Below are 25200 nucleotides of genomic sequence, written 5' to 3'. Positions count from 1 at the left end.
GTCAGAAGGGCGTCCAGCTCAGTCTTCACAAACCGATCTTGGACGCCCTTCGCTGTGCCCGCAGACGATCAGCGAATTTCACATCAACGATCTAGCCGTTGGAATGGCCTCCGCTGATGTGTTGCATGACTACGGTTCTGTGGGGCTAGAGATCTAGGTTGGCGATGAGCTGGTCGAGGGCCTTGCGGGTCTCCGGGCTGGCGATCTGGGTGTAGGCGTTCATGGTCGCGGAGATCTGCGAGTGCCGCAGGATGCGCGGGTGGACGCCTAGGGCGGCCGGCATCGAGGCGCAGGTGTGGCGGGTGTCGTGAACGCGGATGCGCGGCAGGCCGGCCTTCCTCGCGTGCAGCTCGAAGGAGCGGTTGAAGTTGCGGGGTTCGATCGGCGTACCTCACTTGGTGGTGAAGACGAGTTCCGAGTCCTGCCACTTGTCGCCGGCCTCGCGGCGGGCGTCGTCCTGGACACGGCGGCGGTGCCGTAGAGCGGCGGCGCACAAGGCGGGCAGGGGGAGGCCGGCTTCTCCTCGTAGCGTGGAGACCGAACCGGGAGAGGTTTGGTCGTGGCAGGAGTCAGCGGCGGCGCTTTGATCCGGAATTCCGGGCGGGTGCGGTGGGTATCGTGAAGGAGACCGGCAAGCCCGTGGCCCAGGTGGCGCGGGATATGGGGAACTCACGGGATGTCGCACAATCGAGGACATTCGGTCGTGTCCGGGTAGTCCGTGACGGCCCCGTGAGGGTGTCAGACCTGGCCGTATCCGCCGTCGACCTGGTAGTCGGCGCCGTTGACGTGAGAGGCTGCGTCCGAGGCGACGAAGGCGATGACGGCGGCGACCTCTTCCGCGGTACCGGCCCGGGTCATCGGGGTCCCGGTGCCCATCGTGGCGATGAGCGCCTCGCGTTCCTTGGCGGTGGCGGCCAGTTGTGCGATCCCGGGCGTGTCCGTCGGACCCGGGCTCACCACGTTCACCCGGATCCCGCGTGGGGTCAGCTCAAGGGCCCAGGTACGGGCGAGGGCGCGGACCCCGGCCTTGGAGGCCGCGTAGAGACTCCGCCCGCGCGACGCCTTGTGCGCGGCCATCGAGCCGGTGAGGACGATGACGCCACCGTCCGCCAGCAGCGGCAGCGCCTTCTGGACGGTCATGATCGTGCCGGTGATGTTGACGTCGAAGACCATCCTGATGACGTCCTCGGTGATGGTTCCCAGCGGTGCGGTCGCGATCGCCGCCGCGTTGACGACCAGCACGTCCAGCCGGCCGCTGCGCCGCTCCACCTGCGCGAAGAGCCGGTCGAGGTCGTCGGCCGAGCGCGAGTCGGCCCGCACCCCGATGACATCACCCCGTATGTCCGCGGCCGCCGCCGTCAGGGCGTCCTGGTCCCGGCCCGTGATGTAGACGGTGCCGCTCCCTTCGGCGATCTTCCGTGCGGTGACGTGGCCGATACCGGCACTTCCGCCCGTCACGACCGCGACCTTGTTATGGAATGCGTTGCTCATGGAACTCGTCGTCCGTTCATCTGGGTGGCCGCTTTGAGGAACGTCCTGCAAGACGTCCCGGGAACGTCCTGAGGAACACAGGCAGTACGAGCCTGCGCCTTGTGCGGACACCGGCTCCAGAAGCCTGCTGATGCTGGTACTAGCGGCACCAGGCCGACGCCCTACCGGCTCTGGCACAGTGGACATGTGCCGACAACCACGAACCGGACTGAACTGCGGGAGTTCCTGCGCTCACGACGCGCGCGGGTCTCACCCGAGGAGGTCGGCATACGCCCGGGAGTCCGTCGGCGCACCCCCGGACTGCGCCGCGAGGAGGTCTCCCAGCTGGCCGGTGTCGGAATCACCTGGTACACGTGGCTGGAGCAGGGGCGGCCGATCAACGTCAGCTCCCAGGTGCTCGACGCGGTGGCCCGCACGCTGTTTCTGGACGCCGCCGAGCGCGACCACCTCTACCGTCTGGCCGAGGTCCCCCGGCCTCCGGTCATCAGTGATCCGCCGACCGAGCTCCCCGGCCACCTCGACACCGTCCTGGAAGCGCTGGACCCGTTGCCCGCCATGTTGGTCGACGCCCGCACCGAGGTGCTGCGCTGGAACCGTCCATACGCCGCCCTGCACCCCGCTCTGGTCAGTGCTCCGCCCGGCGAGCGCAACACCCTCTGGCACCTCTTCGCGGCACCGGAGTGGCAGCACCACATCGTCAATCGCGACGAGCAGGCACCCGAGGCCGTGGCAGGATTCCGCTACCGCTACAGCCAGAACATGGGCGACCCGCAATGGCAGGACTTCGTCACCAGGCTGTGCACCGCCAGCCCGCTGTTCTCCCGGCTCTGGGCAACGCACGACGTCGCTCCACCGCGCCTGTGTGACAAGCGCTACGACGTTACGGGGATCGGCGAAGTGAGCCTGCACGCCACCGGCATGGAACTGACCGACCACCCCGGCGTCCGCCTCGTCGTCCACACCCCCACCGACAGGCGCAGCCGCGAGAACATCGACCGCCTGCTGCGCCGGGCGACGCACCTGTGACGAGTGGACCGGGGCCCGGGCGCGGGGGTCTGGGGTTCGAATCCCCAAGGCGGCTCCAGGTCGGAAGCCCCTGAAGGGATCTTGAGGAGCTTCCGAGTGACTAAGCCCGGGCGTTGCTCCCGACTAGTAGCTGTCGCTCCAGCGATACCAAGGGCCCTCGATGTGTTCGAAGGACGAAGCGACCGCCGGGTTGGAGTCATCGACCGGAACGTGCTCGGGGCTCCATACGTAGCCGTAGGGGTCCACACCGCCCCAGCTATAACCCACCTTGAAATAGACGCGGTCGCCTTCTCGATAGACAGCTTGAAACTCAGCCTCTCCGACCTCCAGCGGCCCATTCATCTGGCTGCTTTCTGGCCCCATCGTCTGGGCGACCTGTTCCATCTCGGCGAATGAACGCGAGATGCGTTGCCGATCGATGTACCCGCATGACGTTAGCGTTGCCAGGGCAACGAAGATGATTAGTAATCGCACGCCCTGATTGTCCCTGTCGCGAGACCTGCCCACGATGAAACCTGTCGTTCTTATCAAGAGACAAGGATGCGGTCCATTGCCACAGCGCTCCTTGGAGGACGGGGCGGAGCTGCGTGCGGTAGTCCAGCTCCGTTACCGCTGTGCTGCTGTGGCCGACCAGTCGGGAGATCTCCTCCCGGAGGAATGCCCTGGTTCGAGAGCTGCGGCCTACGAGTCAATGGGTGGGCAAGGTGGGGTGAGGGGTGTCGGGGAGGGTGCCGTGCATGTCGTTGGTGAGGGCCCAGCGGCCGTGGCCTTGCCAGGCGCCGTTGATGAACAGGAGGTCGGGGGAGTAGCCCTCGTAACGGAAGCCGTGGCGTTCGATCAGGTTGATGGAGGGCTGGTTGGTGGGGCTGATCTGGGCTTCCAGGCGGTGCAGTTGCAGTGTGATGAACGCGTGGTGCAGGGCCAGGGCCAGGCCTTCTGACATGTAGCCGTGGCCGGCGTATGGGGTGAAGGCGGCGTAGCCCAGTGAGCCGTTCTGGAAGCGGCCGCGGATGATGCTGTTGATGTTGATATTGCCGGCGATGGCGCCGGTGTCGCGGAGGCGGACCAGTAAGGCATCGGCGGATCGGCCCTCGTCGAATCGGCTGAGGAAGGTCTGGAACGCTTCCGGGGTGTCGGGGAGGTTCAGGCCGTCCGTGGCACGGACTCGGTCGAGGAACTCGTCCTGATCGTGGCTGGTCATGCGGCGCAGGATGACGCGACGGGAGCGGCCCAGGTCAGCGCTGGGTGGGTCGGCAGTATGCGTGGCTTCTTCAGGGCCGCCGTGATTGATCATGGATCGAACGTAAGGGCCTCATGGGTGCTGGTTCAATGCACGGGTGGAGATTTCGGAGAGGGCGAGCAGCGGCCTTTCGTGGGTTGAGTACTTCCGTGAGCGTGGTTATACCGATGTGCGGCGGATCGGGGTTGGGGTTGAGGGGGTTGTGTACTCGCTCGGGGACGGGCGGGTGGCCAAGGTTTGGGTGAATGGGCGGCCGCAGACCGAGGTCAGTCGGCGGGTTTTCGCCGATGTTGCGCAGTGTCCGTTGCCCTTTGCTACTCCGCTTATTCATGACGTGCACGAGCACGATGGCGTCGTGGTGACGTATGAGCGGGAGTTGCCCGGTGTTCCCATGAGGTCGGTGCATGAGCAGTACGGGCGGGAGTTGCCTGCGTCCCATAAGGAGGCGCTGATAATCGTGCTGCGGGGGCTTGCTTCGGTGCCGGGGACTGAGGTGATGCGGCGGTTGAGTGTTCAGGGGGATGATCGGCCCTTGTGGGAGGGGCATCGGCGCTTCAAGGATGCTCTGGCGGGTTTGGTCGACCGGGCGGTGAGCAGGAATGGTGCCGCTCTCGAGGGGCGGGTTCCGGACTTTGAGGCTGGGGTTGGGAGGGTGCTGAGTGGATTGCGGGCCGTGGCTGATGGGCCGGTCTCTGCGATCCATGGGGATCTTGTGCCGCCCAACGTTCATGTTGCCGGCGATGGGCGGCCTGTTGCCGTGCTTGATTTCGGGTTCTTCACGACGGCGGGGGATCCGGCGTTCGAGGCGGCGGTGACGGCGATCATCTGGGACATGTATGGGCCGTATGCCGGAGAGCACAGCGTGGAGCTGACCGAGCTCTTTGCGCGGGAGTTTTCGTATTCGGCTGATGTTCTGCGCGTGTACCAGGCCGTGTACGCGCTCACCACTTACGATCTGTTCGGCATGGGTGCGGAGGACGGGCACTTTCGGTGGTGTGCCGAGCAGTTGCGGCGGAACCCGGTGTTCAGTGGAGGTCAGTGGCGGACTCGGTAGCGGAGGTGGAGGACTCGGGTGCTTTGGATCACCACGTGAGGGTCTTCCAGTAGGTGGATCGCGTTCAGTGCGCCGAAGTAGCGTTTGCCGGTGCCGAGGACTACCGGGGCTACGTCCATGGCCACCTCGTCCACCAGGCCGGCGGCGAGCATTTGGCCGCCGACGTTCCCTGCGGCGACCTCTACCGTGCGGTCGCCGGCCAGCTCCTGGGCCTTGGCCATGGCGGCTTCTATGCCGTTCACGAAGTGGAAGGGTGCCTGCGGGTCCCAGTCGGCGGGCGGTGGGCGGTGGGTGACGACCACCACGTGGTCGATGTCAGCGGGTGGTTTGCCGTCCCAGCCGTTCGTCAGGTCGAAGACGTGGCGGCCGGCGATCGTGACGCCGATCTCGTCCCAGTACGGCCGGACGTAGTCGTACGAGGCCTGCGTCACCTTGATATGGCCGTTCTCCTCGAGCGGGATGTCGCCGCTGGACATCCAGTCGAACAGCGGGCCGACCTCGTCGTCGTCCTTTGCGATGAAACCGTCCACCGACACGGTGGCGTACATGATGACCTTGCCCATGAGGCCCATATTGGCGTGTCCCATGGGGCGGGGGCTTGTAAGAAATCAAACGGCGGGGAGTGGGCCGACGTCCAGGGCGTGGCCGGGGTGTTCGTGCAGGAAGCGGCGCCTTACCTCGACGTACCGGGTGGGTGTGAGTCCGGTGAATGTGCGGAACTCGTGGGTAGGTCGCCGATGGTGACCCTTCCCATGGCCGCCGCCATGACGCCGCTCGTGTGGCGGACCAGGCCGAACTCGACGGCGTGGGTGGGGGTGGTGAGCACGCAGCCGTCGCCGTAGTCGGCGGTCCCGATGCGGAACGGATCTCCGAGGTTGACGATGAGCACGGCGGACGGCATCGGAGGGAGCATCAGCTTGGGGTACGGGGGCGCGCCCGCGAGGTAGTAGAGGTCGTCGATCAGACTGTCCAACGGTGGTTCCGGCACTCTGGACACGTACTCCACGCGCCCCAGCATCGCCGATGCCCGGCGGGGTCGCCATATCCGGGCAAAGATCGGCATGATGGCGGGATCGGGGGTCGGTGCTGGAATGAAGGGGGTGCGTCCGTGTCAGGGGTCTTTTGGGGGTTGGCTTTCTGTTTGCGGCGTCTGATGCTGCTCATGAGGTGAATGGACCCAGGAGGGGATCGTGACTTCGCGGCTGCTCATGCCCCGGCGGCGGTTATCAGGGAACACTCCTCAACCGGCGGTCGTCGCGGGTGGGGTGGAGGCGACGCGGATCCTCGACTGGGGGCATCCTCGGGTGGCGCGCCTGGCGGACGAGGTCAGGGGCGTGGGGGGCCGGGAGTGGGTGCGCGAGGCGCATCGGCTGATCGGTGACCGCATTCGTCCCGTCTACGCGATGAACGACGAGCAGCCGGTGTCCGTGACCGTGCGGCGGGGGCGGGGGTCGTGCAGCCAGCGGATGGCGGTGCTCGAGGCGGTGGCTCGGGCTCGGGGGCTCGCCACGCGGGTCAGGGGGCGGGTGATCGACGGGGGCTTCTGGTACGGGCGGTTTCCCGGCATGCGGGTGCTGGTGCCTGACGAGGTGGTGCTGGCGTGGCCCGAGTTCCGGGTGGAGGGGTGCTGGGTCGCGGTGTCCGAGATCTACGACGGGTTGTGCGTGGACTCCGGGTTCGACAACGCCGGGGCTGAGACGCTGTTCGACGCCGTCGCCAGGACGGCCGTGGACTGGGACGGCGCCGTCGCGCCGGCCTGCGATCTGTCGGCGCGGGTGGTGGCTGATCTCGGACATTTCGGGACGCGGGATGAGTTGTTCCGGGAGTACGGGCAGACGTTGCGGCCCGGGGTGCGGTGGGCGGTCGATCTGGTGATGAGCCGGCGCGGTGTGGGCGGGTAAATCAGTGGCGGTCCTTGGCTGGGGTGGGGACCATTGCGCGGTGACGGAGATCGAAGTGCGGCGGGCCACTGAGGCGGATGCGGTGGTGCTCGCCCGGTTGAATGAGATCGTTCATGCCCTGCATGTCGAGGCGCGGCCGGATGTGTTCGTGCCGGCCGGGGACAAGGAGGAGGTGGCGCGGCTCTTCGTGCGGTTCCTGGGCAGGGAGGGGGCGCTGGCGTTCCTGGCCGAGGAAGCGGGGCGGGCGGTCGGGTACGTGACCGGGGTCGTGCACCGGCGCGAAGGCGATGTGATGATGCGGGCGCGGAGTTTCGTGTCCATCGAGCACATCGCGGTCGATCCCGAGGTGGCGAGGTCGGGGGTAGGGTCGGCTCTCGCCCGGGCGGTACGCGAGGCCGGCAGAGCGGCAGGCTGCACCTCCGTGCTCACCGATGTGTGGGACTTCAACGAGGCCGCGCTGGCCTTCTTCGCCGAGCTGGGGTTCCGGCCGATGCGGCACCACCTTGAGCAGGCCCTGTGAGCACGGAACGGCGGTTCGCTTCTGTGGAGGACCTTGGTCCCCTGGTACGCGAGGCGCTCGGTGAAAAGCTCGAACGGGTGGAGCGGCTGCGGGGTGGCACCAAGAAGGGGGTCTATCGGCTGATGTTCGAGCGCGGGCCGAGCGCTGTCCTCTACGTGTGGGCCGACGCGGAGAACTTCTGGGGAGCGGGCGCCGACAAGGGGCGTTCGGAGATGGGGCTGTTTCTGGCGGCGCATCAGGAGTTCAGCGAGCTGGGCGTCCGGGTGCCGGAGTTGCGGTTCGTGGACGGGAGCGGGCGGCTCTATCCGGCTGAGGTGGCGGTCGTCGAGGACGTTCGTGGCGGCACGCTCGAGCAGCGGCTCGGGAGCGACGACGGCAGCATGGAACGGCTGGCCGAGCATCTCCAGAGGATGGCGGGGCACCGGTCGGCGGGGCTCGGCGAGGTCGGGCCGGTCAAGGCGGGAGAGGGAAGGTCTGAGACGTGTCCTGAGGTGGTGTTGGGGTGGGCACTAAAGGATCTGGGAGAGGCGGCCGGACGGGTCGAGGCCATCAGTCAGAAGCGGACGGCGTTCGAGGAACTGCTGCACGGCATGGCGGGCGGCATCGAGCCGCGTACGGAACACGCTCTGATCCACGGCGAGCTGGGCCCTGACCACCTGCTCATGGACGACGGCGGCGAGCCCGTGCTCATCGACATCGAAGGCGCGCGGTTCTTCGACGTCGAGTGGGAGCACGTCTTCCTGCGCATCAGGTTCGGCGAGCGCTATCCGAAGCTGCGTGTCGAGGGCCTGGACGAGGCCAGGATGCGCTTCTACCGGCTGGCGCAGCACCTGTCGCTGGTGGCGGGCCCGTTGCGGCTGCTCGACGGGGACTTCCCTGATCGGGAGTTCATGATGGGCATCGTCCGGCAGCACATCGGGGAGGCGCTGAGCTTCGTCCAGGGCCCTTGCGTGGGTGGGGATCTTCGAATAGGAAGGTTTCCTGGCTGATAAGCGGGAGTTGAGGCGGTTGCGTACGGTCTTAGCGGTCCTCGGGCTCCTGCTCATCACGGCCTGCGGCGGCGGGCAGGGGGACGAGCCCCCGGTGAACGCCGAGGACGTGATGTTCGTCCAGATGATGGTGCAGCACCATCGGCAGGGCATCGAGATCGCCAAGGTCGGTACGTCCCAGGCCACCGACCCCGAGGTCAAGACCCTGGCCTCGGCCATCGAGACCACGCAGCAGGACGAGGTCGAGATGATGACGCGCTGGCTGCGCGACTGGGACCAGCCGCTCACGCCGCCGAGCAGCGCGCACGACCACCACGGCGGCATGCCGGAGACCGACGCCAAGCGCGTCCAGGAGCTCAAGGCGTCCAAGAACTTCGAGTACGACCTGCTCAACCTGCTCGTCGCGCACCAGGACGACGCCGTGCAGATGGCGTCGTCCGAGGTGGCGAAGGGGGCCAATCCCGAGGTGCAGAAGTGGGCGGCGCAGGTGCAGAGCTCCCGTAAGGGGCAGATCGACATGATGCTCAAGCTGCTCAAGCGCTGACAAAGCAGCGAGAGCCCGTCTCACTACGCGGTCTGTGACGAAACGGCATCCCTCATAGACGCCATCCCGGAAAAGTGATTAGATCACTTGATATGTCCGAGGTAACGCGGCCCTCGCTTTCCGACGCGCTCACCGAGCGCATGCTGGAGCTCATCCGTACGGGCGGGCACCGGCCCGGCGACAGGCTGCCCTCGACCAGGGAGCTCTCCCAGCGCTTCGCCGTCACCACCCCGACGTTGCGCGAGGCGCTGCGCAGGCTCGAGGCCACCGGGGCCATCGAGATGCGGCACGGTTCCGGCATCTATGTCGGGCCCGCGATAGAGCGGCTGGTGCTGCCCAATCCGAACATGCGCGAGATGCACGCCCCCCAGCTCCTGGAGCTGCTCGGCGCGCGGATCGTGATCGAGCCGCCGCTGGCCGCGATGGCCGCGGAGCACGCCGCCGGTGCGGAGCTGACGGCGCTGCGGCGGGTGCTCGACGAGGCGGGCAGGCACCTGCGCGGCGAGGACGCCGAGCTGCACGACGCGAACATGGCCTTCCACCGGGCGACCGCCCGGCTGGCGGGCAACAGCGTCCTGCACGAGGTGGTCGACTCGCTGCTGACCGTGCACGGCCCGGAGCAGCGCGAGATCCTGCAGATCTTCGACGACCGGCGCCGCGACTACGAGGAGCACCTGGCGATCCTGGGGGCCATCGAAGCACGCGACGCGGCGCAGGCCGAGGAGCGCATGCGGGCCCACCTGGTCGATGTGAAGACCGTTATCGAGCACAGGTTGCAATCCCCCCGATGAGATCCAAGGAGGCCGGCTCATGTTCCGGTCACGTGTGGCCACGCTCGGCGTGGCGGCGCTCGTCCTGGCCGCCTGCGGTGGCAACGGCGCCGGCGAGCAGCAGAAGAAGACGGAGCTGACGCTCTACAACGACAAGGGCGCGTGGTCGAAGTTCTTCGACGAGATGGGCGCGCTGTCGAAGCAGCGGATCGGCCTGGGCATGAAGCCGACGGGTTACACGGACTCGGCGCAGTACCAGGCGTTCATCAAGGCGTCGTTCCGCACGAACGTCAAGCCGGACCTGTTCACCTGGCAGACCGGGGGGATGCTGGAGGAGATCGTCAAGCAGAAGCAGGTGGCCGACACCTCGGCCATCTGGCAGGAGGCGATCAAGGCGGGCGACCTGTCGCAGGACCTGCTGCCCTATTACACGGTCGGCGGCAAGCAGTACTGCGTGCCGATGAACGTCGCCTACTGGGGGATGTTCTACAACAAGAAGATCTTCGACAAGTACGACCTGAAGCCGCCGCAGACCTGGGACGAGCTCGTCCAGACGGCGGAGACCCTGAAGAAGAACGGGGTCAAGGCGTTCTACCACACCAGCGTGCTGTTCTCCTTCGTCTGGTTCGAGCAGCTCCTGGCCGGCACCGACCCCGACCTGTACGACCGCCTCGCCACCGGCAAGGCGAAGTACACCGACCCGGGTGTGGTGCAGGTGATGGAGCGGTGGAAGCAGCTCATCGACGCCGGATATTTCATCAATCCCGGCGATAAAACGGACCCGGGCGACGTCCTCAAGAACGGCAAGGCCGCGATGGTGACGTTCGGCACCTGGTTCAACACCAGCATGACCAGCCGCGACATGAAGGCCGGCACCGACTACGACTTCTTCGTCATCCCCAACGTCGACCCGGCCCTGCCCAAGACGTCGATGATCTTCGAGAGCGGCCCGCTGTGCTCGCTCACCAAGGCCGCCGACCCCGACGCCAGCATGAAGTACCTCAAGTGGTGGACCACCTCGGAGGCGCAGGACAAGTGGGCCAAGAGCCGCGGTGACGTCAGCGCCAACCCGAAGGTGACGATCGACGACAAGGTCCTCGGCACGGTCACCAAGGACGCGGGCGGCGGGAAGTACCGCCTGGTCAACCGCTACTTCGAGGCGACGCCGCCGCCGATCCTGACGGCCGCGCTCGACGGGTTCAGCAAGTTCGTCACCGAGCCGGCGTCGTACAAGGAGGTCCTGGAGACCATTCAGAAGGCCGCCGACGAGTACTGGAGCACGCATCAGTGAGTGCGGTGCCCTCCCGGTCCGAAAGGGGCGCCCCGCTGCTCGGCCGGTTCCGGCACGGGTACGTGGCGCCCGCGGCGCTGCTGGTCGCGGTGCTGCTCTACGCGCCGTTCCTGTGGACCGCGTACCTCAGCCTGACCACGTACGACGGGCTTGAGCCGCCGGTCTGGAACGGCCTGGCGAACTTCGGCGAGCTCTTCGACGACGCGGCGCTGCTGACCTCGATCCGCAACACGCTGATCTGGGTGATCGGCACGATGGTGCTGCCGGTCGGGCTCGGGCTGCTGGTCGCGGTGCTGTCGTACGACATCAAGGGCGGCGCCTGGTTCCGGGTGCCGTTCATGCTCCCGTACGCGCTGAGCGGCGCGGGCCTCGCCATGGTGTGGAGCCCGATCCTGTCGCACGGGGGCATCGCGAACGTGCTGCTCGGCGTGGACACCGCGTTCCTCCAGGACGCGCCGGTGAACACGTTCGCCATGCTCGCGGTCTGGACCTGGCAGCAGCTCGGCGTGAACACGCTGCTGTTCGTCGTCGGCCTGCAGTCGATCCCCAAGGAGCCGATCGAGGCGGCGCGGCTGGACGGCGCGTCGGGGTGGCGGTTGTTCCGGCACGTGATCTGGCCGCTCATGCGGCCGCTGACGGCGGTCGTGGTGGGGCTCGCGCTGGTGGCCGGGCTGAAGACGTTCGACATCGTGTGGGTGCTGACGCAGGGCGGCCCTGGACGCAACTCCGAGACGCTCGCGGTGACCATGTACAAGGAGACGTTCGTGGCCAGCGACTACGGTTACGGCTCGGCGGTGGCGGTGCTGCTGACCGTGGTGACCGGGCTGGCCTCCTACCTCTATCTGCGCAGGCAGGTGACGGCCACGTGATCCGCCGTGCCGTGCTCGTCGTGCTCGGGCTGATCTGGCTCGGGCCGACGTACCTGCTGCTCGTCAACGCCTCCCGCCCGGCCGGTTCGTACGACCCGGCCGGCGCGTGGGTGCCCTCGGGCGACTTCGCCCTGTTCGACAACTTCGCCACCGCGCTGGACAGCGCGAACCTGACGCAGAGCCTGGCCAGCACCGCGCTCTACAGCATCGTCTCGCCGCTGCTCGGCGTGCTCGTCGGCGCGCTGGCCGGCTACGTGATCGTGGTGCTCAGACTGCGCCACGGGTTCTGGTGGTTCCTGCTGATCTTCGGCGGGACGATCTTCCCCTCGCAGATGCTGCTGGTGCCGCTCTTCGTCGGCTACAGCGACGCCGGCCTGTACGACAGCCGCCTCGGCATGATCCTCATCTACACGGCGATCAACGTGCCGCTGGCCGCGTTCGTGCTGCGCAACTTCTACAGCGGCGTCGCGTTCTCGGTCTTCGAGGCCGCCAGGATGGACGGCGCCTCGACGTGGCGCATCTTCTGGCGCATCTACCTGCCGATCTCGTTCACGGCGCTGACCGCCGTGTTCATCCTCGAGTTCACCTTCATCTGGAACGACCTCATCTTCGGCCTGACCCTGAGCCAGACCGAGGAGGTACGCCCGGTCATGACCGCCATCGCGGGCCTCATGACCGACGTGTACGCCGGCACCCCCGTCCCGGTCGGCCTGGCCGCCGGGCTCGTGGTCTCGCTGCCGACTGTGGTGTTGTTCCTGGCAACCCAGCGCCTCTTCGCCAGGGGCCTGTCTCTAGGGAGTGTTCAATGACCAGCCGGTTGCTCCAGCGCAGCCTGGGGAGTCCCGACTACGACGGGATCAGGCAGGCGCTGCGAGACGACACCTCGACGCCCGTGCTCAGCGTGCGCGGGCTGGAGGTCAGGGTCGCGGTGCTGCCGCTGTTCACCCACGACGGCCGCCAGGCGGTCCGGGTCTCCAGCACCGAGCCGCTGACCCACGTGCTGGTGGGCGTGGACAGCGCGTCGGGCCGCGACGTGACGCTGCTGGTGCCGGAGGTGGACGCGCCGCGCGAGTTCACGCTGGAGTGCCGCGACGACGCGGGCGTGGTGGGCAGCGCGCAGATCACGGTGACGCCGCAGCGCAAGTGGAGCGTGTTCGTGGTGCACCACTCGCACCTCGACATCGGCTACACCGACCCGCAGGGCACGGTGCTGCGCCACCACCTCGACTACCTCGACGCGGCCGTACGCCTCGGGCAGGAGACCGCGTCCTGGCCGGACGACGCCAGGTTCCGCTGGACGGTCGAGTCGTCGATGCCGGCGCTGCGCTGGCTGGAGCACCGGCCGAAGGAGATGGTGGACGCCTTCGCCGAGCTGGCCAGGGCGGGCCTGATCGAGGTGACGGCGCTGCCGTTCCAGCTGCACACCGAGGCGTGCTCGACCGAGGAGCTGCACCGGCAGCTGCGCTTCACCGCCCAGCTCGAACGCCGCTACGGCTTCGCCACGACGTCGGCCATGCACACCGACGTGCCGGGCGCGGTCGTGGGGCTGGTGGACGCGCTCAGCCAGCACGGCGTGCGCTATCTCGCGGCGGCGCACAACTGGGCCGGGCGGTCGGTGCCGTACCTGCACGGCGGTGACAAGCTGAGCAGGCCGTTCCGCTGGCGGGCGCCGAGCGGCAACGAGATCCTCGTGTGGTTCACCGACACGCCGCACGGGATGGCGTACATGGAGGGCAACACGGTCGGGCTGACCGACTCCTACGAGCTGGCCGATGACCTGCTGCCGCGTTACCTGTCGGCGCTGGCGACGCGCGGTTACCCGTACGGGCCGGGGACGTTCGGCTGGCAGGGGCCCGACGCGCCGAAGGAGCCGTACGAGCTGGACGTGCTGCACCTGCGGGTGCAGGGCGCGCACGCCGACAACGCGGGCCCGTCGATCGTGCCGGCCACGATCGCGCGGCGGTGGAACGAGCAGTGGGCCTACCCCCGGCTGCGCAGCGCGGTCAACAGCGACTTCTTCGAGCACGTCGAGGAGCGCTACCACGACAGTCTCGCGGTGCACGAGGGCGACTGGACCGACTGGTGGGCCGACGGGCTCGGCTCTGGCGCGCGCCCGCTGGGCTACGTGCGCCGGGCGCAGTCGGCGCTGCGGGTGGCCGAGACGCTGCACACGCTGGCCGGGGTGGACGCGACCGAGCGGATCGACGCGGCGTACGACAAGGTCGCGCTGTTCAACGAGCACACGTGGGGCGCGGCGAACCCGTGGGAGGACGCCGAGGAGGGCGGTGACTCGGGCGGCCTGCAGTGGACGCGCAAGTCGTCCGGCGCGTACGACGCCCAGGACGACGCCTCCGACCTGCTGCACGCGGCGGCCAGGAGATTCGGGGCCGCGCTGTCGGAGTCGGACGCCGCCGAGGGCGGCGCGCTGTCGTCGTTCGCCGTCTTCAACCCGGCGACGTGGACGCGTACCGACGTGGTGCGCGCCTTCCTGCCCCGGGACGTCGTCGATGTGGAGGTGCCGATCACGCTCGTGGACGCGCGGACCGGCGAGCGGCTGCCGCACCACGAGGAGCTGGTGGACCCGGCGGACTGGCCGACCAGGCCGATCGGGCGGCACGTGCACGCGGTCGTGCCCGACGTGCCCGGCTTCGGCTACGTCAGGCTCGACGTCGTGCCCGGCGAGACGCAGGCTCCCGAGCCGGTCGAGCTGGACGAGAGCGGGGTGATCGAGAACGAGTTCTACCGCGTGGCGTACGACGTGCGCGAGGGCTACATCGGCTCGATCTTCGACAAGCGGGCAGGACGTGAGCTGGTCAACGGCGACGCGGCGGCCGGTTTCGGCCAGTACGTCTACGACCGCTACGCCACCGCCCCGCACTTCAACCACCTGTCGGGCCACGTCGGCGCGCACGACCGCACGCTGCTCGGCGACAGGGCGATCGGCGAGCACGCGAGGATCACCGAGGCCAGGCGCACGGCCGTGGGCGAGAAGCTGGTCGTGGAGCTGCGCGGCAAGGGCGTGGACTGGATCCGCACCACGATCGAGCTGCACCACGGCGTGCCGAGGCTCGACCTGACCTACCAGCTCGCCAAGCAGGGCACTCCGGCGAAGGAGGCGGTCTTCCTGGCCTTCCCGTTCGCCGCGGGCCAGGCCACGGCCTGGGAGCTGACCGGCGGCGTCGGCGGGCCCGACGTGCCGAGGGTGCCGGGCTCGGCCGAGTACATGCTGCCGATCAGGCACTGGATCGCCTTCGAGGACCCCGAGCTGACCATCGCCTGGGCCACGCTGGAGGCGCCGCTGGTGCAGCTCGGCACCATCCACATGCCGTACGCGCCGTTCCCGCCGACCCTCGACCAGGAGGACGGCACGGTGTACTCGTGGGCGCTCAACAACATCTGGGACACCAACTTCCCGGCCCAGCAGCAGGGCGAGACGACGTTCCGGTACGCGGTGACGTCCGAGACGGGCGCGGGCGGGCGGCGGCTCGGCGCGGCGGCGGCCTCGGGGCTCTGCGAGCCGTTCGTGGGCGCGCTGATCACCGACAGTCCGGGGACGTCGGAGACGTACGTGTCGGTGGACCATCCCGACGTGCTGGTCACTTCGATCGGCTGGGACGGCGTGCGGCTGCAGTCGCTGGCCGCCGAGCCGGTGGAGACCACGGTGACGCTGCCGGGGCGGGAGCCGGTCGAGGTGCGGTTGCCCGCGTGCGGGGTGGCCGTGGTCAGGGGGACGCGCCAGTGAAGATCGTCGACATCCGCGCCACGACGGTGGCCGTGCCCCTGGAGGCGCCGCTGCGGCACAGCAACGGCGCGCACTGGGGGCGCTTCGTCCGGACGATCGTCGAGGTCGAGGCCGACAACGGGCTCATCGGGCTGGGCGAGATGGGCGGCGGCGGCGAGAGCGCGGAAGCGGCCTTCCGGGCGCTCATGCCGTACCTGAAGGGGCACGACCCGTTCCAGCTCGAAGCGCTGCGCTTCAAGATCGCGAACCCGACGGCCTCGCTCTACAACAACCGCACGCAGCTGCTGGCGGCGATCGAGTTCGCCTGCCTCGACCTGGTCGGGCAGCATCTCGGGGTGCCGGTCAGCGACCTGCTCGGCGGGCGCGTCAGGGACGCGGTGCCGTTCGCGTCGTACCTGTTCTTCCGGTACGCGTCCGACGCCCACGCCGAGATCCGCACTCCCGAGCAGCTCGTCGAGCACACGGCGCGGCTGAAGGAGGAGCACGGGTTCACCGTCCACAAGCTCAAGGGCGGCGTCTTCCCACCGGACCACGAGCTGGAGTGCTACCGCGCGCTGGCCGAGGCATTCCCCGGCGACCGGCTCAGGTACGACCCCAACGCGGTGCTGTCGGTGGCCGAGGGGCTGCGCTTCGGCAAGGCGATCGAGCACCTGAACAACGACTACCTGGAGGACCCGGTCTGGGGCCTCGAAGGGCTGCGGGCCGTGCGCGCGCAGGTCGGCGTGCCGCTGGCGACGAACACGGTCGTGGTGAACTTCGAGCAGCTCGCCTCCAACGTGCTGCGCAGGAGCGCCGACGTGATCCTGCTGGACACCACGTTCTGGGGCGGCATCAGGCCGTGCGTCAAGGCGGCGGGGGTGTGCGAGACGTTCCAGCTCGGGGTGGCCGTGCACTCGTCGGGGGAGCTGGGCATCCAGCTCGCGACGATGCTGCACCTCGGTGCGGTGCTGCCGAACCTCACCTACGCCGCCGACGCCCACTACCACCAGCTCAGGGACGACGTGATCGAGGGCGGGAAGATGGCGTACTCGGAGGGCGCCATCGCCGTCCCGACCGGTCCTGGGCTGGGCGTGCGGCTCGACCGGGAGCAGGTGGCCCGCTACGCCGAGCTCTACAAGGAGCTGGGCGGCTACGCGTACGACCGCGATCCGGGGCGTCCCGGCTGGTACGCGACGGTCCCTAACGAGAGGTTCGCGGATCCCACGGTGGAAATCGCACCATAATGGGACGATATGTCTGAAGAGTCAAAGCCTGCCGCCCCTGCCGACAACCTCGTCACCTCCTCCCACACCCTGCCGTCCGGCCAGGCGTACACCGCCACCGCCGGCACGATGGTGCTGCGCGAGGAGGTGACCACCGACGGCACGTTCGAGGGCCTGCGCCCCAAGGCCGAGGTGTTCATCACCGCCTACACCCTTGACGGCGCCGACCCCGGCAGCAGGCCGGTGACGTTCGCCTTCAACGGCGGCCCCGGCTCGTCCAGCGTGTGGCTGCACCTCGGCGTGCTCGGGCCCCGCCGGGTCGTCATGGGCGACGCCGGAGCGCTGCTGCCGCCCCCGTACGGGCTGGCGGACAACGAGGAGAGCCTGCTGCGGGTGAGCGACCTGGTCTTCATCGACCCGGTCTCCACCGGCTTCTCGCGGGCCGCCCAGGGGGAGAAGGCGGAGCCGTACCACGGCTTCACCGGCGATCTGGAGTCGGTCGGCGAGGTGATCAGGCTGTGGACCACCAGGAACGGCCGGTGGATGTCGCCGAAGTTCCTCGCCGGCGAGTCGTACGGCACCGTGCGCGCCGCCGGGCTGGCCGAGCACCTGCAGTCGCGCTACGGCATGTACCTCAACGGCGTCATGCTCATCTCCTCGGTGCTCGACTTCATCACCGGCGAGTTCAACGAGGGCAACGACCTGGCCTACGCGCTCTACCTGCCGACGTACGCGGCCATCGCCCACTACCACGGCCTGCACGGCGACCGGCCGCTGGCCGACGTGCTGCGCGAGGCCGAGGAGTACGCCGACCGCGACTACCTGTGGGCGCTGGCCAGGGGCAACCGGCTCACCGCCGAGGAGCGCGCGGCGGCCGTCGCCAAGGTCGCCGGGCTGACCGGGCTGAGCACCGACTACGTGGACCGGGTGGACCTGCGCATCGAGCACATCAGGTTCTTCACCGAGGTGCTGCGCCACCGGCGGCAGGTCGTCGGCAGGCTCGACGGCCGCTTCACCGGCTGGGACCCCGACGCCGGCCGCGAGCACTTCGCCGCCGACCCCAGCATGGACGCGATCATGGGGCCGTACAGCGCGGCGCTCAACCACTACCTGCGCACCGACCTGGGCTACGCCAACGACCTGCCGTACGAGGTGCTCACCTCGCGGGTGCGGCCGTGGTCGTACAAGGAGTTCGAGAACGCGCACGTGCAGGTCGCCTCCCGCCTGGGGGCGGCGATGCGGGCCAATCCGCACCTGCGCGTGCACGTCGCCTGCGGCTACCACGACGGCGCCACGCCGTACTTCGCCGCCGAGCACACCTTCGCCCACCTGCCCGTGCCGCCCGAGCTGACCGGCAACATCGAGTTCAAGTACTACGAGGCCGGCCACATGATGTACGTGCACGAGCCCAGCAGGCTCGCCCAGTCAGCTCACCTGGCGGCGTTCGTCCTCGGAGAGCAGGCGTGAGGCTCTGGCCAGGCGCTGCCTGAGGTTCTGGCGCAGCGCGGCGAAGCGGTCGGGGTTGTCGCGGATGAGGGCGTTCTGCAGGTCGGCGTCGGCCGCGTACCAGGCCGCGACCAGGCCCGACGCCCACTTGCACGTGGTGTCGGCCGTCGCGGTCTGCCGCTCCTCCTCCGTCACCGCCGTGGGCTCGTCGAGGTTCCAGCGGCTGTCGGCGATGGCGGCCTCGGGCGAGGGGTAGGAGTGGCCGGCCTGGCTCATGCACGACTGCCAGCGCTTGACCGCCGCCGTCACCGTCGGGTGCTTGGCGGCCTGTTCCAGCGTCAGCGAGTCCTGCAGGGCCAGCCACGGCCAGTCCGCCTTGCGCGCCCCCTCGTCCAGGGCGAGCGTGGCGCGGTCGAGGCAGCCGCGGTCGGCCGCGGTGCCGTACAGGCGGTGGCGGGTGCGCTTGGGCAGCTTGCCGGCCCAGGCGCCGGTCGTGTCGGGAGAGGGCGGCCTGGCCAGGTGATAGCCGTGCCGCTTGGCCGCGTCCGGGTCGGTGACGCCGTAGCGGCGGGAGTTGCCGGGATCCACGGCGGCGATCGCGGCCGCGCTCTCGGCGGGCGGGTCGATGGTGATGCCCTGCTTGCGCATGCACCTGACGACGAGACGGTTGTGGGCGTTGCCCAGTACGGCCCGCTGCTCGGGAGTGGTCTTGTAGGCGTCGAACGGGAGCACGAGGTGCGACACCGTGGTGACGCCCTTGGTGGGCGCGGGCGGTGCCACCGGCTCTTCGACGCCGCAGGCCGCGGCCGCCGCCAGCACCAGAGTGCTCGCGATGAGCCAGCGGCAGCCGGTTTCCGAGGGCCAAGCCCGGAAACCGGCACTCCCTTTATCGCTCAGCGGCACCAGATGTCGAGCGCGCTGGCGCGGTTGTTGCCGATGGCGTTGTTCGCCAGGAAACCGTCGTTCGAGTTGTGCGTGAACGTGCTGTGCGCACCCGTGTAACCGGGGTGCTGCCAGAGCGTCGCACTGCAGCCGACGCGGTTGCGCACCGAGCTGGTCTCGTTGTCCATGCTGTGCCAGGAGTTGCTGAAGTCCCAGTTCAGCCAGTTGTTGTCGGCGAAGTTGGAGTCGTCCGAGATGAAGTCCCGCCAGTGGTCGACCTGGCCGCGGTTGTAGTCGTAACCGGCGTACAGGCAGACCCGGCCGCCGTAGCAGGTCGAGCGGGGGCTGGCCACCGCGGCGGCAGCGGGGGCGACCACGGTGAACAGCGTGGCCGCGGCGATGAGACCGGCGGCCTTCTTGGTGAGCCTCACAGGTTTCTCTCCGATCAGTGAGTCGTTTCTGCCGGGAACCCGGCGCGCCGGAATCGCACGCGAGCGGCCATGACCCGCGTCGATTTCCCAAGGGCGCCGCGCCCCTGGAACGGGTCGCGGGCCCGGCCCGCCGCACTCACTGCTATCAGGGCCCTGCCCTGCGGTTTCGCCGCGTTGGCAGAAGTGTTGGCCCTCGTGGAGGAACCCGTGGTCTGCGCTCGACCTATTCGGGAAGCTACTCGGGAAGCGCCGCGGGGTTCTGCGCGAGCAGCCCGCCGTCCACCCGGTGCTCGGCTCCGGTGACGAACGACGAGCGCGGCCCCGCCAGGAACGCCACCACCTCGGCCACCTCCTCAGGGCGGCCCACGCGGCCCAGCGGATGGGTCCGGCCCCACTGCGCGACCTGCTCCTCCTGCGACAGCTCGCCCCGCCACAGGTCGGCCGCCCAGCGCAGCATAGGCGTGTCCACCGAGCCTGGGCAGACCGCGTTCACCCGGACGCCGTCCTTGGCGTGGTCCAGCGCCATGGCCTTGACCAGCCCGTTCAGCGCGGCCTTGCTCGCCGTGTACGCCGCCACCTGCGCCTGCGAGGCGAACGCCTGCACCGACGACACCACCACGATCGAGCCGCCGCCACGGGCACGCAGTTGCGGCATCGCGGCCTTGCAGGTCAGGTAGACGCCCTTGAGGTTGATGTCGAGCACCTCGTCCCAGACCTCCTCGGGGGTGTCCTCGACCGTGCCGTAGCGCTGCACGCCCGCGCTGGTCACCACGATGTCCAGGCCGCCGTACCGGGAGACCGCGAGGTCAACCAGGCCGCGCAGGTCGTCGGCGCGGCGCACGTCGGCGACCCGGCCGGTGACGCGCTCGCCGTCCTGCTCGGCGTCCTTGTCGACGCCGCAGAACACCACCGACGCGCCGCCGGCCGCGAGCCGTTCGACCACCGCCCGCCCGATGCCCATCGAACCGCCCGTGACCAGCGCCACCTTGCCGTCGAACTCCGTCATGCCATCACCTCGGCGCGCATCTTCAACACCTTCGTCTCGTACGGGCCCAGCTCCATGGCCGTCCCGTTGTCCACGGCCGCGGCCAGGCCGTCGGTCGGCATGCCGGCGAACGGCTCAAGACCGACCGTGTACGCCTGACCCCACCAGGGGTACCCCGTGGTGGCGCCCAGCTCCTGCCACATCCACAGGTAGGGCAGGAGCGTGGCGTCCCACTCCACCCGGAAGCCGACCGCGCCGGTGATCTCGTACCAGCCTTCGTCGAAGCCGGTCAGGTAGACGATGTCGCTCGGCTCGCCGCGCTCGGGCACCACGCTCAGGTCCACCGCGCCGCTGCCGTCGGCGGGCACCACCGGCCAGCGCCACGGGCCGCCGGCCTTGACCCGGCGCCCGCCGGGCGCGATCGGGGTCTCGTGCGGGATCACGGTGACGCCGTCGGGCAGCCTGATCCGGCCGCCGGGCCGCAGGAACGGCGGGCCGTACACGAGGTGCTGGCCCCACATGGCGTGCAGCGGCAGCCCCGACTCGTTGGTGGCGCGCGCCTCGATCTCCAGCGCGGCCGTGCCGGAGCGCAGCCGCAGCACCTTCTCCATCCGGTACGGCAGCCGCCGCGTCCGCACACTGAGCCGTACCGCGACCTCCTCGGGGGAGTCGGCCACGACCGCGCACTCCCATGGCAGCCCCGCCACCTCGCCGTGCTGCGCCAGTCGCGCGCCGCGGTACTCGCTGGGCGCGCCGCCGTTGGGGAAGACGTCCTGCCAGCCGCCCTCGTAGTGGTCGATGAAGGGGGCGACGTCGTCGGGCGCGCCCTGGAGGTGCTCGCGCGGGTCGCGCAGGCCGCGCGGCGTGAGCCAGACGAGGTCGGTGTCGGTCGGCTTGTGCAGGAACTCGACGACGTCACCGCCCTTGCCGGGCAGCACGGTCACGCGCAGCCGCTCGTTCTCCAGGGTGACCGCGGCCAGCCCCTCGATCGTGCCCTGCCGCAGGCGGGCCGCCCAGTTGCGTCTCACTGGAACGTCACGTCCAGGAAGCGCGGGCGGTAGATGGAGACGTCGTCGTAGTGGTCGGTGTTGACGAAGCTGTTCACGTTGTACGACACCACCAGCCCCGGCCCGTCGATCTCCGGGTGCGCGTGGGCGTTGTAGGTGAAGATGTTCCCGCTGGTCTCGGGGGTCGTGTAGACGTGTTGCTTGGCGGTGAAGGGGCCGGCGGGTGAGCAGGCGGAGTAGGCGACGATGTTCGGGTTGAGCGCCACGGTCGTGTCATGTGTGATCAGGACATATCCGGATCCGACCTTGCTGACGCTGTACTCGTTCGCCACCCCGTCCATCACCCGCGCGGAGTCGGCCGGGTTCGCCGACCAGCCGCCGCTGGCCGTGCGGTACTCCCAGCGGCCCAGCAGGCTGTCGCCCCTGACCCTGGCGATGTGCATGTACTTCGGCGAGCCGAGGTCCTCGACCCCGTAGACGTAGGTGTAACCGCCGTCCCTGAGGATGCCCGACGCCCAGGCCACGCCGTGGCCGCTCGGCAGGTCGTGCACGCTGATCGGGCGCTCAAGGCGGCCCGGCGCGAACCTGGCGACCACGTTGCGGTGCCAGCGCCAGTCCCACGCGCCTTCGCCGAAGCGCTCGTACTCCTGGTAGGTGACCTCCACGAGGCCGCCGGCCAGCGTGGCGTCGCCGGCCCAGTACCAGTGGTTCTCGTCGCGCGGGGGCATCACGGCCTTGGGCTTCGCCTCGGTGCCGCCATGGATCGTGGACAGCCGGCCGTCGCGCTCGACGGCGAAGGTGTTGTTGAGGAAGACCGTCGAGCCGCCCTCCTCGACCACCGGGGGCCTGGAGCCGTCCTCGTCGACCCGGCCGAGGAACGTGTCGGAGAAGACCCACAGCTCCTTGCCGCCGGGCAGCTTGAGCGAGTACGTGCCGTCGGCGCCCGTCCAGTCGTCCAGGCGGTTGTTGTCGTTGCCGTAGTTGGTGAACAAGCTGGTCAGCCGGGCGTCTGGGGTGGCGCTCCGGACCGTGGGGGCGCAGGTGGACGTTTCCTGTACCGCCGCGGCGGGTTGAGGGACGGCGGTGAAGCCGAGCAACGCGATGGCGAGGGGGGCGAGGGCTTTGCGGAATCGCGTCATGAGAGTTCCTAGGGGGAGGGGAGTTCCCTACAGTTCTAGTCATTAGATCACTTGGTGTCCAGGCCCCTCGTGAGGGCGACGAAATCCGGATGACCGGGTGGCGGGGCGCCCGTTACCCTGCCGGGATGGGCCACGTGGAAGTAGGACATCTGACGTACGTGCTGCCTGACGGGCGGCCGCTGCTCAACGACGTCTCCTTCCGCGTCGGCGAGGGCGTCAAGGCGGCGCTCGTCGGGCCCAACGGCGCGGGCAAGACCACGCTCATGCGCCTCATCGCCGGCGATATCCAGCCCGTCGAGGGCAGTGTGGCGAGCTCCGGCGGGCTCGGCGTGATGCGGCAGTTCATCGGCAGCGTGCGCGACGGCAGCACCGTACGCGACCTGCTGCTCGGCGTCGCGCCCCCGGCCGTGCGGCAGGCGGCGCAGCGGCTCGACGAGGCCGAGCTGGCCATGATGGAGCGCGACGACGAGAAGACCCAGCTCCGCTACGCGCAGGCCATCAGCGACTACACCGACGCCGGCGGCTACGAGATCGAGGTGCTCTGGGACACCTGCACGGTCGCCGCGCTCGGCGTCCCGTTCGACCGGGTGCAGTACCGCGACGTCGCCACGCTGTCCGGCGGCGAGCAGAAGCGCCTGGTCCTGGAGGCGCTGCTGCGCGGCCCCGACCAGACCCTGCTGCTCGACGAGCCCGACAACTACCTCGACGTGCCGGGTAAGGAGTGGCTGGAGCGGCAGCTCAAGGAGACGCCCAAGACGGTCCTGCTGGTCAGCCACGACCGCCAGCTCCTCGCGAACGCGGCCGACCGCATCGTCACCGTCGAGTCGGGCAACATCTGGATCCACGGCGGCGGCTTCGCCACATACGCGGAGGCGCGCAGGGCCCGCAACGAGCGCCTCGACGAGCTGCGCAGGCGCTGGGACGAAGAGCACGCCAAGATCAAGGCCCTGGTCAACATGCTGAAGAACAAGGCGCGCTACAACGACGGCATGGCGGCCGCCTACCACGCCGCCCAGACGAGGCTGCGCAAGTTCGAGGAGGCGGGGCCGCCTGAGGTGGCGCCGAGCGAGCAGCACATCTCCATGCGGCTGCGCGGCGGCCGCACCGGCAAGCGGGCGGTGATCTGCGAGCAGCTCGAGCTCACCGGCCTCATGCGCCCGTTCGATCTGGAGGTCTGGTACGCCGAGCGGATCGCCGTGCTCGGCTCCAACGGCTCGGGCAAGTCCCACTTCCTGCGCCTGCTGGCCGGCGAGCAGGTCGCCCACGAGGGCGTGGCGAGGCTGGGGGCCCGCGTGCTGCCTGGCCACTTCGCGCAGACCCACGCGCGTCCCGACCTGCGCGGCCGCACCCCGGTCGAGATCGTCATGACCGAGCACGCCAGGCTCAAGAACGAGGCGATGAAGGCGCTGGCCCGCTACGAGCTGGCCGGCCGTGTCGCCGAGCAGCGCTTCGAGACGCTCTCCGGCGGCCAGCAGGCCCGGCTGCAGATCCTGCTGCTCGAGCTGTCGGGCGCCACGCTGCTGCTGCTCGACGAGCCGACCGACAACCTCGACCTGGCCAGCGCGGAGGCGCTGCAGGCGGGCCTGGAGGCGTTCGACGGCACGGTGCTGGCGGTCACGCACGACCGGTGGTTCGCCGCCGACTTCGACCGCTACCTCGTCTTCGGCGCCGACGGCACGGTCTACGAGTCGCCCGAGCCGGTCTGGGACGAGTCGCGCGTGGTGCGTCCCCGGTGAGAGCCCCGCGTTAAAGAGTTGGTACGGCTGGCGCGTGTCCGCTGCCGGTCGTGCCATGTTCGGGTTATCACGGCAAAGTGATCCCGCGTAGCCGAACCGTCAGCCTCCTCGCACTCGGGGCGATCTGCCTCGCCGGGTGCGCGAGCGAGGAACGTCCCGTCCAGCCCCAGCTCAAGCCGCTCGCGATGAAGGAGCAGGTCTCCAACATCGTCAAGTCCGCCGACGGGTACGCCGTCAACTGGGCGGGCGTGCTGACCAACGCCAACCCGTGGCACTTCGGTGAGCACGTGGTCGCCACCATCGTCGGCCACGACGCCAAGGGCGCCGAGGTGCTGAAGCTGGACCAGCCGCTCGACGCGGTGCCGCCGGGCGGCTCGCTGGCCTTCACCGGGCAGGCTCCGGCCGCGGTGAAGCCGGCGAAGGTGACGATCCAGTACCGGCCAGCGCGGTGGCGGCAGGCGGCGCGGATCGTGTCGTCGTTCCAGCCGTTCCCGATCAGTCGGGTGCAGACCCTGCCCCAGAAAGACGGCTCTTACCTCATTACCGGATATGTCGACAATCCCTATCAAATGCCGGTGAGCAGCCTGGTCGTGACGGCGATGTTGCGTGATAAATCCGGAAAGCTCCTCGGGGGTGGCGACACGTTCGTGGACGACGTGAAGGCCGGCAGCGCGCCCAGGTTCGTGCTGTCGGTGCTCGGCCTGCCGAAGAACGCCAAGGTCGCCAAGACCGAGATCACCGCCAGGACCTGGGGGTCCACCGGGAAACCCTACGAGGAGCTGGCGCTGGCCGGCGCGGTGCCGATGCACACGGTCAAACCGACGAGCGAGCCGTTCGCGGTGGACAGGAGCACTGCCGTCCTCTCCGAACACAAGCAGTAATTTCCGCAAATTTCGGGCGGTAATGCTGTGCGGTGCGATATTTCCGTACGGGAA

General features: G+C 69.1%; 26 protein-coding genes. 15 read left to right on the top strand and 11 right to left on the bottom strand.

Going from position 1 to position 25200, the window contains the following annotated elements; translation table 11 throughout:
• Nucleotides 1–145 precede the first annotated feature (145 nt).
• Together AB0K18_RS41530 and AB0K18_RS41525 are read right to left on the bottom strand one after the other, a co-directional pair.
• Nucleotides 146–283 (bottom strand): hypothetical protein, encoded by a 138-nt coding sequence (locus AB0K18_RS41530; protein WP_364926246.1) that lies wholly within the window; start codon nt 281–283, stop codon nt 146–148.
• 455 nt (nt 284–738) lie between these two features.
• Complete coding sequence (locus AB0K18_RS41525; RefSeq protein WP_364926245.1) at nt 739–1491, bottom strand: SDR family oxidoreductase; 753 nt, start codon at nt 1489–1491, stop codon at nt 739–741.
• A gap of 186 nt (nt 1492–1677) precedes the next feature.
• On the opposite strand from AB0K18_RS41525, the gene AB0K18_RS41520 reads away from it, so the two are divergent.
• Entirely contained in the window at nt 1678–2517 is an 840-nt protein-coding gene (locus AB0K18_RS41520) for a helix-turn-helix transcriptional regulator (protein WP_364926243.1), read from the top strand.
• A gap of 123 nt (nt 2518–2640) precedes the next feature.
• Here AB0K18_RS41520 and AB0K18_RS41515 read toward each other — a convergent pair whose 3' ends face one another.
• Together AB0K18_RS41515 and AB0K18_RS41510 are read right to left on the bottom strand one after the other, a co-directional pair.
• Nucleotides 2641–2991: a hypothetical protein gene (locus AB0K18_RS41515; protein ID WP_364926241.1), complete on the bottom strand. Its 351-nt coding sequence runs from the start codon at nt 2989–2991 to the stop codon at nt 2641–2643.
• A gap of 214 nt (nt 2992–3205) precedes the next feature.
• A complete protein-coding gene (locus AB0K18_RS41510) occupies nt 3206–3811 on the bottom strand; it encodes a GNAT family N-acetyltransferase (protein WP_364926239.1) in 606 nt (201 codons plus the stop codon).
• 43 nt (nt 3812–3854) lie between these two features.
• Here AB0K18_RS41510 and AB0K18_RS41505 point away from each other — a divergent pair, with 43 nt between their 5' ends.
• Nucleotides 3855–4811, top strand: a complete 957-nt coding sequence (locus tag AB0K18_RS41505; RefSeq protein WP_364926237.1) for an aminoglycoside phosphotransferase family protein — start codon at nt 3855–3857, stop codon at nt 4809–4811.
• Here AB0K18_RS41505 and AB0K18_RS41500 read toward each other — a convergent pair.
• Both AB0K18_RS41500 and AB0K18_RS41495 read right to left on the bottom strand, forming a co-directional pair.
• Complete coding sequence (locus AB0K18_RS41500; RefSeq protein ID WP_364926235.1) at nt 4793–5374, bottom strand: dihydrofolate reductase family protein; 582 nt, start codon at nt 5372–5374, stop codon at nt 4793–4795. The two genes, AB0K18_RS41505 and AB0K18_RS41500, sit on opposite strands and share 19 nt — an antisense overlap.
• 110 nt (nt 5375–5484) lie before the next feature.
• Nucleotides 5485–5784, bottom strand: coding sequence for a hypothetical protein (locus tag AB0K18_RS41495; protein ID WP_364926233.1), 300 nt, complete (start codon nt 5782–5784; stop codon nt 5485–5487).
• Between the two features lie 217 nt (nt 5785–6001).
• Between AB0K18_RS41495 and AB0K18_RS41490 the strand changes: the two genes are divergently transcribed.
• From AB0K18_RS41490 to AB0K18_RS41440, 11 genes are all read left to right on the top strand, one after another.
• The gene (locus AB0K18_RS41490) at nt 6002–6712 is read left to right on the top strand and encodes a transglutaminase domain-containing protein (RefSeq protein WP_364926231.1); all 711 of its coding nucleotides are present in this window, start codon (nt 6002–6004) and stop codon (nt 6710–6712) included.
• 40 nt (nt 6713–6752) lie between these two features.
• Nucleotides 6753–7232 carry a GNAT family N-acetyltransferase gene (locus AB0K18_RS41485; RefSeq protein WP_364926229.1) on the top strand — a complete coding sequence of 160 codons (480 nt, stop codon included), beginning with the start codon at nt 6753–6755 and terminating at the stop codon, nt 7230–7232.
• Nucleotides 7229–8221: a phosphotransferase gene (locus tag AB0K18_RS41480; RefSeq protein WP_364926227.1), complete on the top strand. Its 993-nt coding sequence runs from the start codon at nt 7229–7231 to the stop codon at nt 8219–8221. Before AB0K18_RS41485 ends, AB0K18_RS41480 begins: the two co-directional genes overlap by 4 nt.
• 19 nt (nt 8222–8240) lie before the next feature.
• The gene (locus AB0K18_RS41475) at nt 8241–8765 is read left to right on the top strand and encodes a DUF305 domain-containing protein (RefSeq protein WP_364926225.1); all 525 of its coding nucleotides are present in this window, start codon (nt 8241–8243) and stop codon (nt 8763–8765) included.
• A gap of 92 nt (nt 8766–8857) precedes the next feature.
• On the top strand, nt 8858–9556 hold the full coding sequence (locus AB0K18_RS41470) for an FCD domain-containing protein (protein ID WP_364926223.1): 699 nt from the start codon (nt 8858–8860) through the stop codon (nt 9554–9556).
• Nucleotides 9557–9575: 19 nt separating this feature from the next.
• Nucleotides 9576–10826: an ABC transporter substrate-binding protein gene (locus AB0K18_RS41465; protein ID WP_364926221.1), complete on the top strand. Its 1251-nt coding sequence runs from the start codon at nt 9576–9578 to the stop codon at nt 10824–10826.
• A gap of 5 nt (nt 10827–10831) precedes the next feature.
• Nucleotides 10832–11695, top strand: coding sequence for a sugar ABC transporter permease (locus tag AB0K18_RS41460; RefSeq protein ID WP_364926219.1), 864 nt, complete (start codon nt 10832–10834; stop codon nt 11693–11695).
• Nucleotides 11692–12504, top strand: coding sequence for a carbohydrate ABC transporter permease (locus AB0K18_RS41455; protein WP_364926217.1), 813 nt, complete (start codon nt 11692–11694; stop codon nt 12502–12504). The genes AB0K18_RS41460 and AB0K18_RS41455 overlap by 4 nt, the downstream gene beginning before the upstream one ends.
• On the top strand, nt 12501–15437 hold the full coding sequence (locus tag AB0K18_RS41450; protein WP_364926215.1) for a glycoside hydrolase family 38 C-terminal domain-containing protein: 2937 nt from the start codon (nt 12501–12503) through the stop codon (nt 15435–15437). Before AB0K18_RS41455 ends, AB0K18_RS41450 begins: the two co-directional genes overlap by 4 nt.
• Complete coding sequence (locus AB0K18_RS41445) at nt 15434–16660, top strand: enolase C-terminal domain-like protein (RefSeq protein ID WP_364926213.1); 1227 nt, start codon at nt 15434–15436, stop codon at nt 16658–16660. The genes AB0K18_RS41450 and AB0K18_RS41445 overlap by 4 nt, the downstream gene beginning before the upstream one ends.
• Nucleotides 16661–16669: 9 nt before the next feature.
• Nucleotides 16670–18106 (top strand): peptidase S10, encoded by a 1437-nt coding sequence (locus AB0K18_RS41440; RefSeq protein ID WP_364926211.1) that lies wholly within the window; start codon nt 16670–16672, stop codon nt 18104–18106.
• Here AB0K18_RS41440 and AB0K18_RS41435 read toward each other — a convergent pair.
• From AB0K18_RS41435 to AB0K18_RS41415, 5 genes are all read right to left on the bottom strand, one after another.
• The gene (locus AB0K18_RS41435) at nt 18065–18904 is read right to left on the bottom strand and encodes a hypothetical protein (protein ID WP_364926209.1); all 840 of its coding nucleotides are present in this window, start codon (nt 18902–18904) and stop codon (nt 18065–18067) included. The two genes, AB0K18_RS41440 and AB0K18_RS41435, sit on opposite strands and share 42 nt — an antisense overlap.
• Before the next feature lie 74 nt (nt 18905–18978).
• Nucleotides 18979–19398 (bottom strand): peptidase inhibitor family I36 protein, encoded by a 420-nt coding sequence (locus AB0K18_RS41430; protein WP_364367689.1) that lies wholly within the window; start codon nt 19396–19398, stop codon nt 18979–18981.
• Nucleotides 19399–19633: 235 nt separating this feature from the next.
• On the bottom strand, nt 19634–20404 hold the full coding sequence (locus AB0K18_RS41425) for an SDR family oxidoreductase (protein WP_364926206.1): 771 nt from the start codon (nt 20402–20404) through the stop codon (nt 19634–19636).
• Nucleotides 20401–21411 carry a DUF4432 family protein gene (locus AB0K18_RS41420; protein ID WP_364926204.1) on the bottom strand — a complete coding sequence of 337 codons (1011 nt, stop codon included), beginning with the start codon at nt 21409–21411 and terminating at the stop codon, nt 20401–20403. The genes AB0K18_RS41425 and AB0K18_RS41420 overlap by 4 nt, the downstream gene beginning before the upstream one ends.
• The gene (locus AB0K18_RS41415) at nt 21408–22529 is read right to left on the bottom strand and encodes a DUF4185 domain-containing protein (protein ID WP_364926202.1); all 1122 of its coding nucleotides are present in this window, start codon (nt 22527–22529) and stop codon (nt 21408–21410) included. The genes AB0K18_RS41420 and AB0K18_RS41415 overlap by 4 nt, the downstream gene beginning before the upstream one ends.
• A gap of 125 nt (nt 22530–22654) precedes the next feature.
• Between AB0K18_RS41415 and AB0K18_RS41410 the strand changes: the two genes are divergently transcribed.
• Both AB0K18_RS41410 and AB0K18_RS41405 read left to right on the top strand, forming a co-directional pair.
• The gene (locus AB0K18_RS41410; protein WP_364926200.1) at nt 22655–24265 is read left to right on the top strand and encodes an ATP-binding cassette domain-containing protein; all 1611 of its coding nucleotides are present in this window, start codon (nt 22655–22657) and stop codon (nt 24263–24265) included.
• 77 nt (nt 24266–24342) lie between these two features.
• Nucleotides 24343–25146, top strand: coding sequence for a hypothetical protein (locus AB0K18_RS41405; protein ID WP_364926198.1), 804 nt, complete (start codon nt 24343–24345; stop codon nt 25144–25146).
• Nucleotides 25147–25200: the final 54 nt, after the last annotated feature.

It is taken from the genome of Nonomuraea sp. NPDC049421, from assembly GCF_040677005.1.
GTDB lineage: Bacteria > Actinomycetota > Actinomycetes > Streptosporangiales > Streptosporangiaceae > Nonomuraea > Nonomuraea salmonea.
This window is presented reverse-complemented; position numbering and strand designations above follow the sequence as displayed.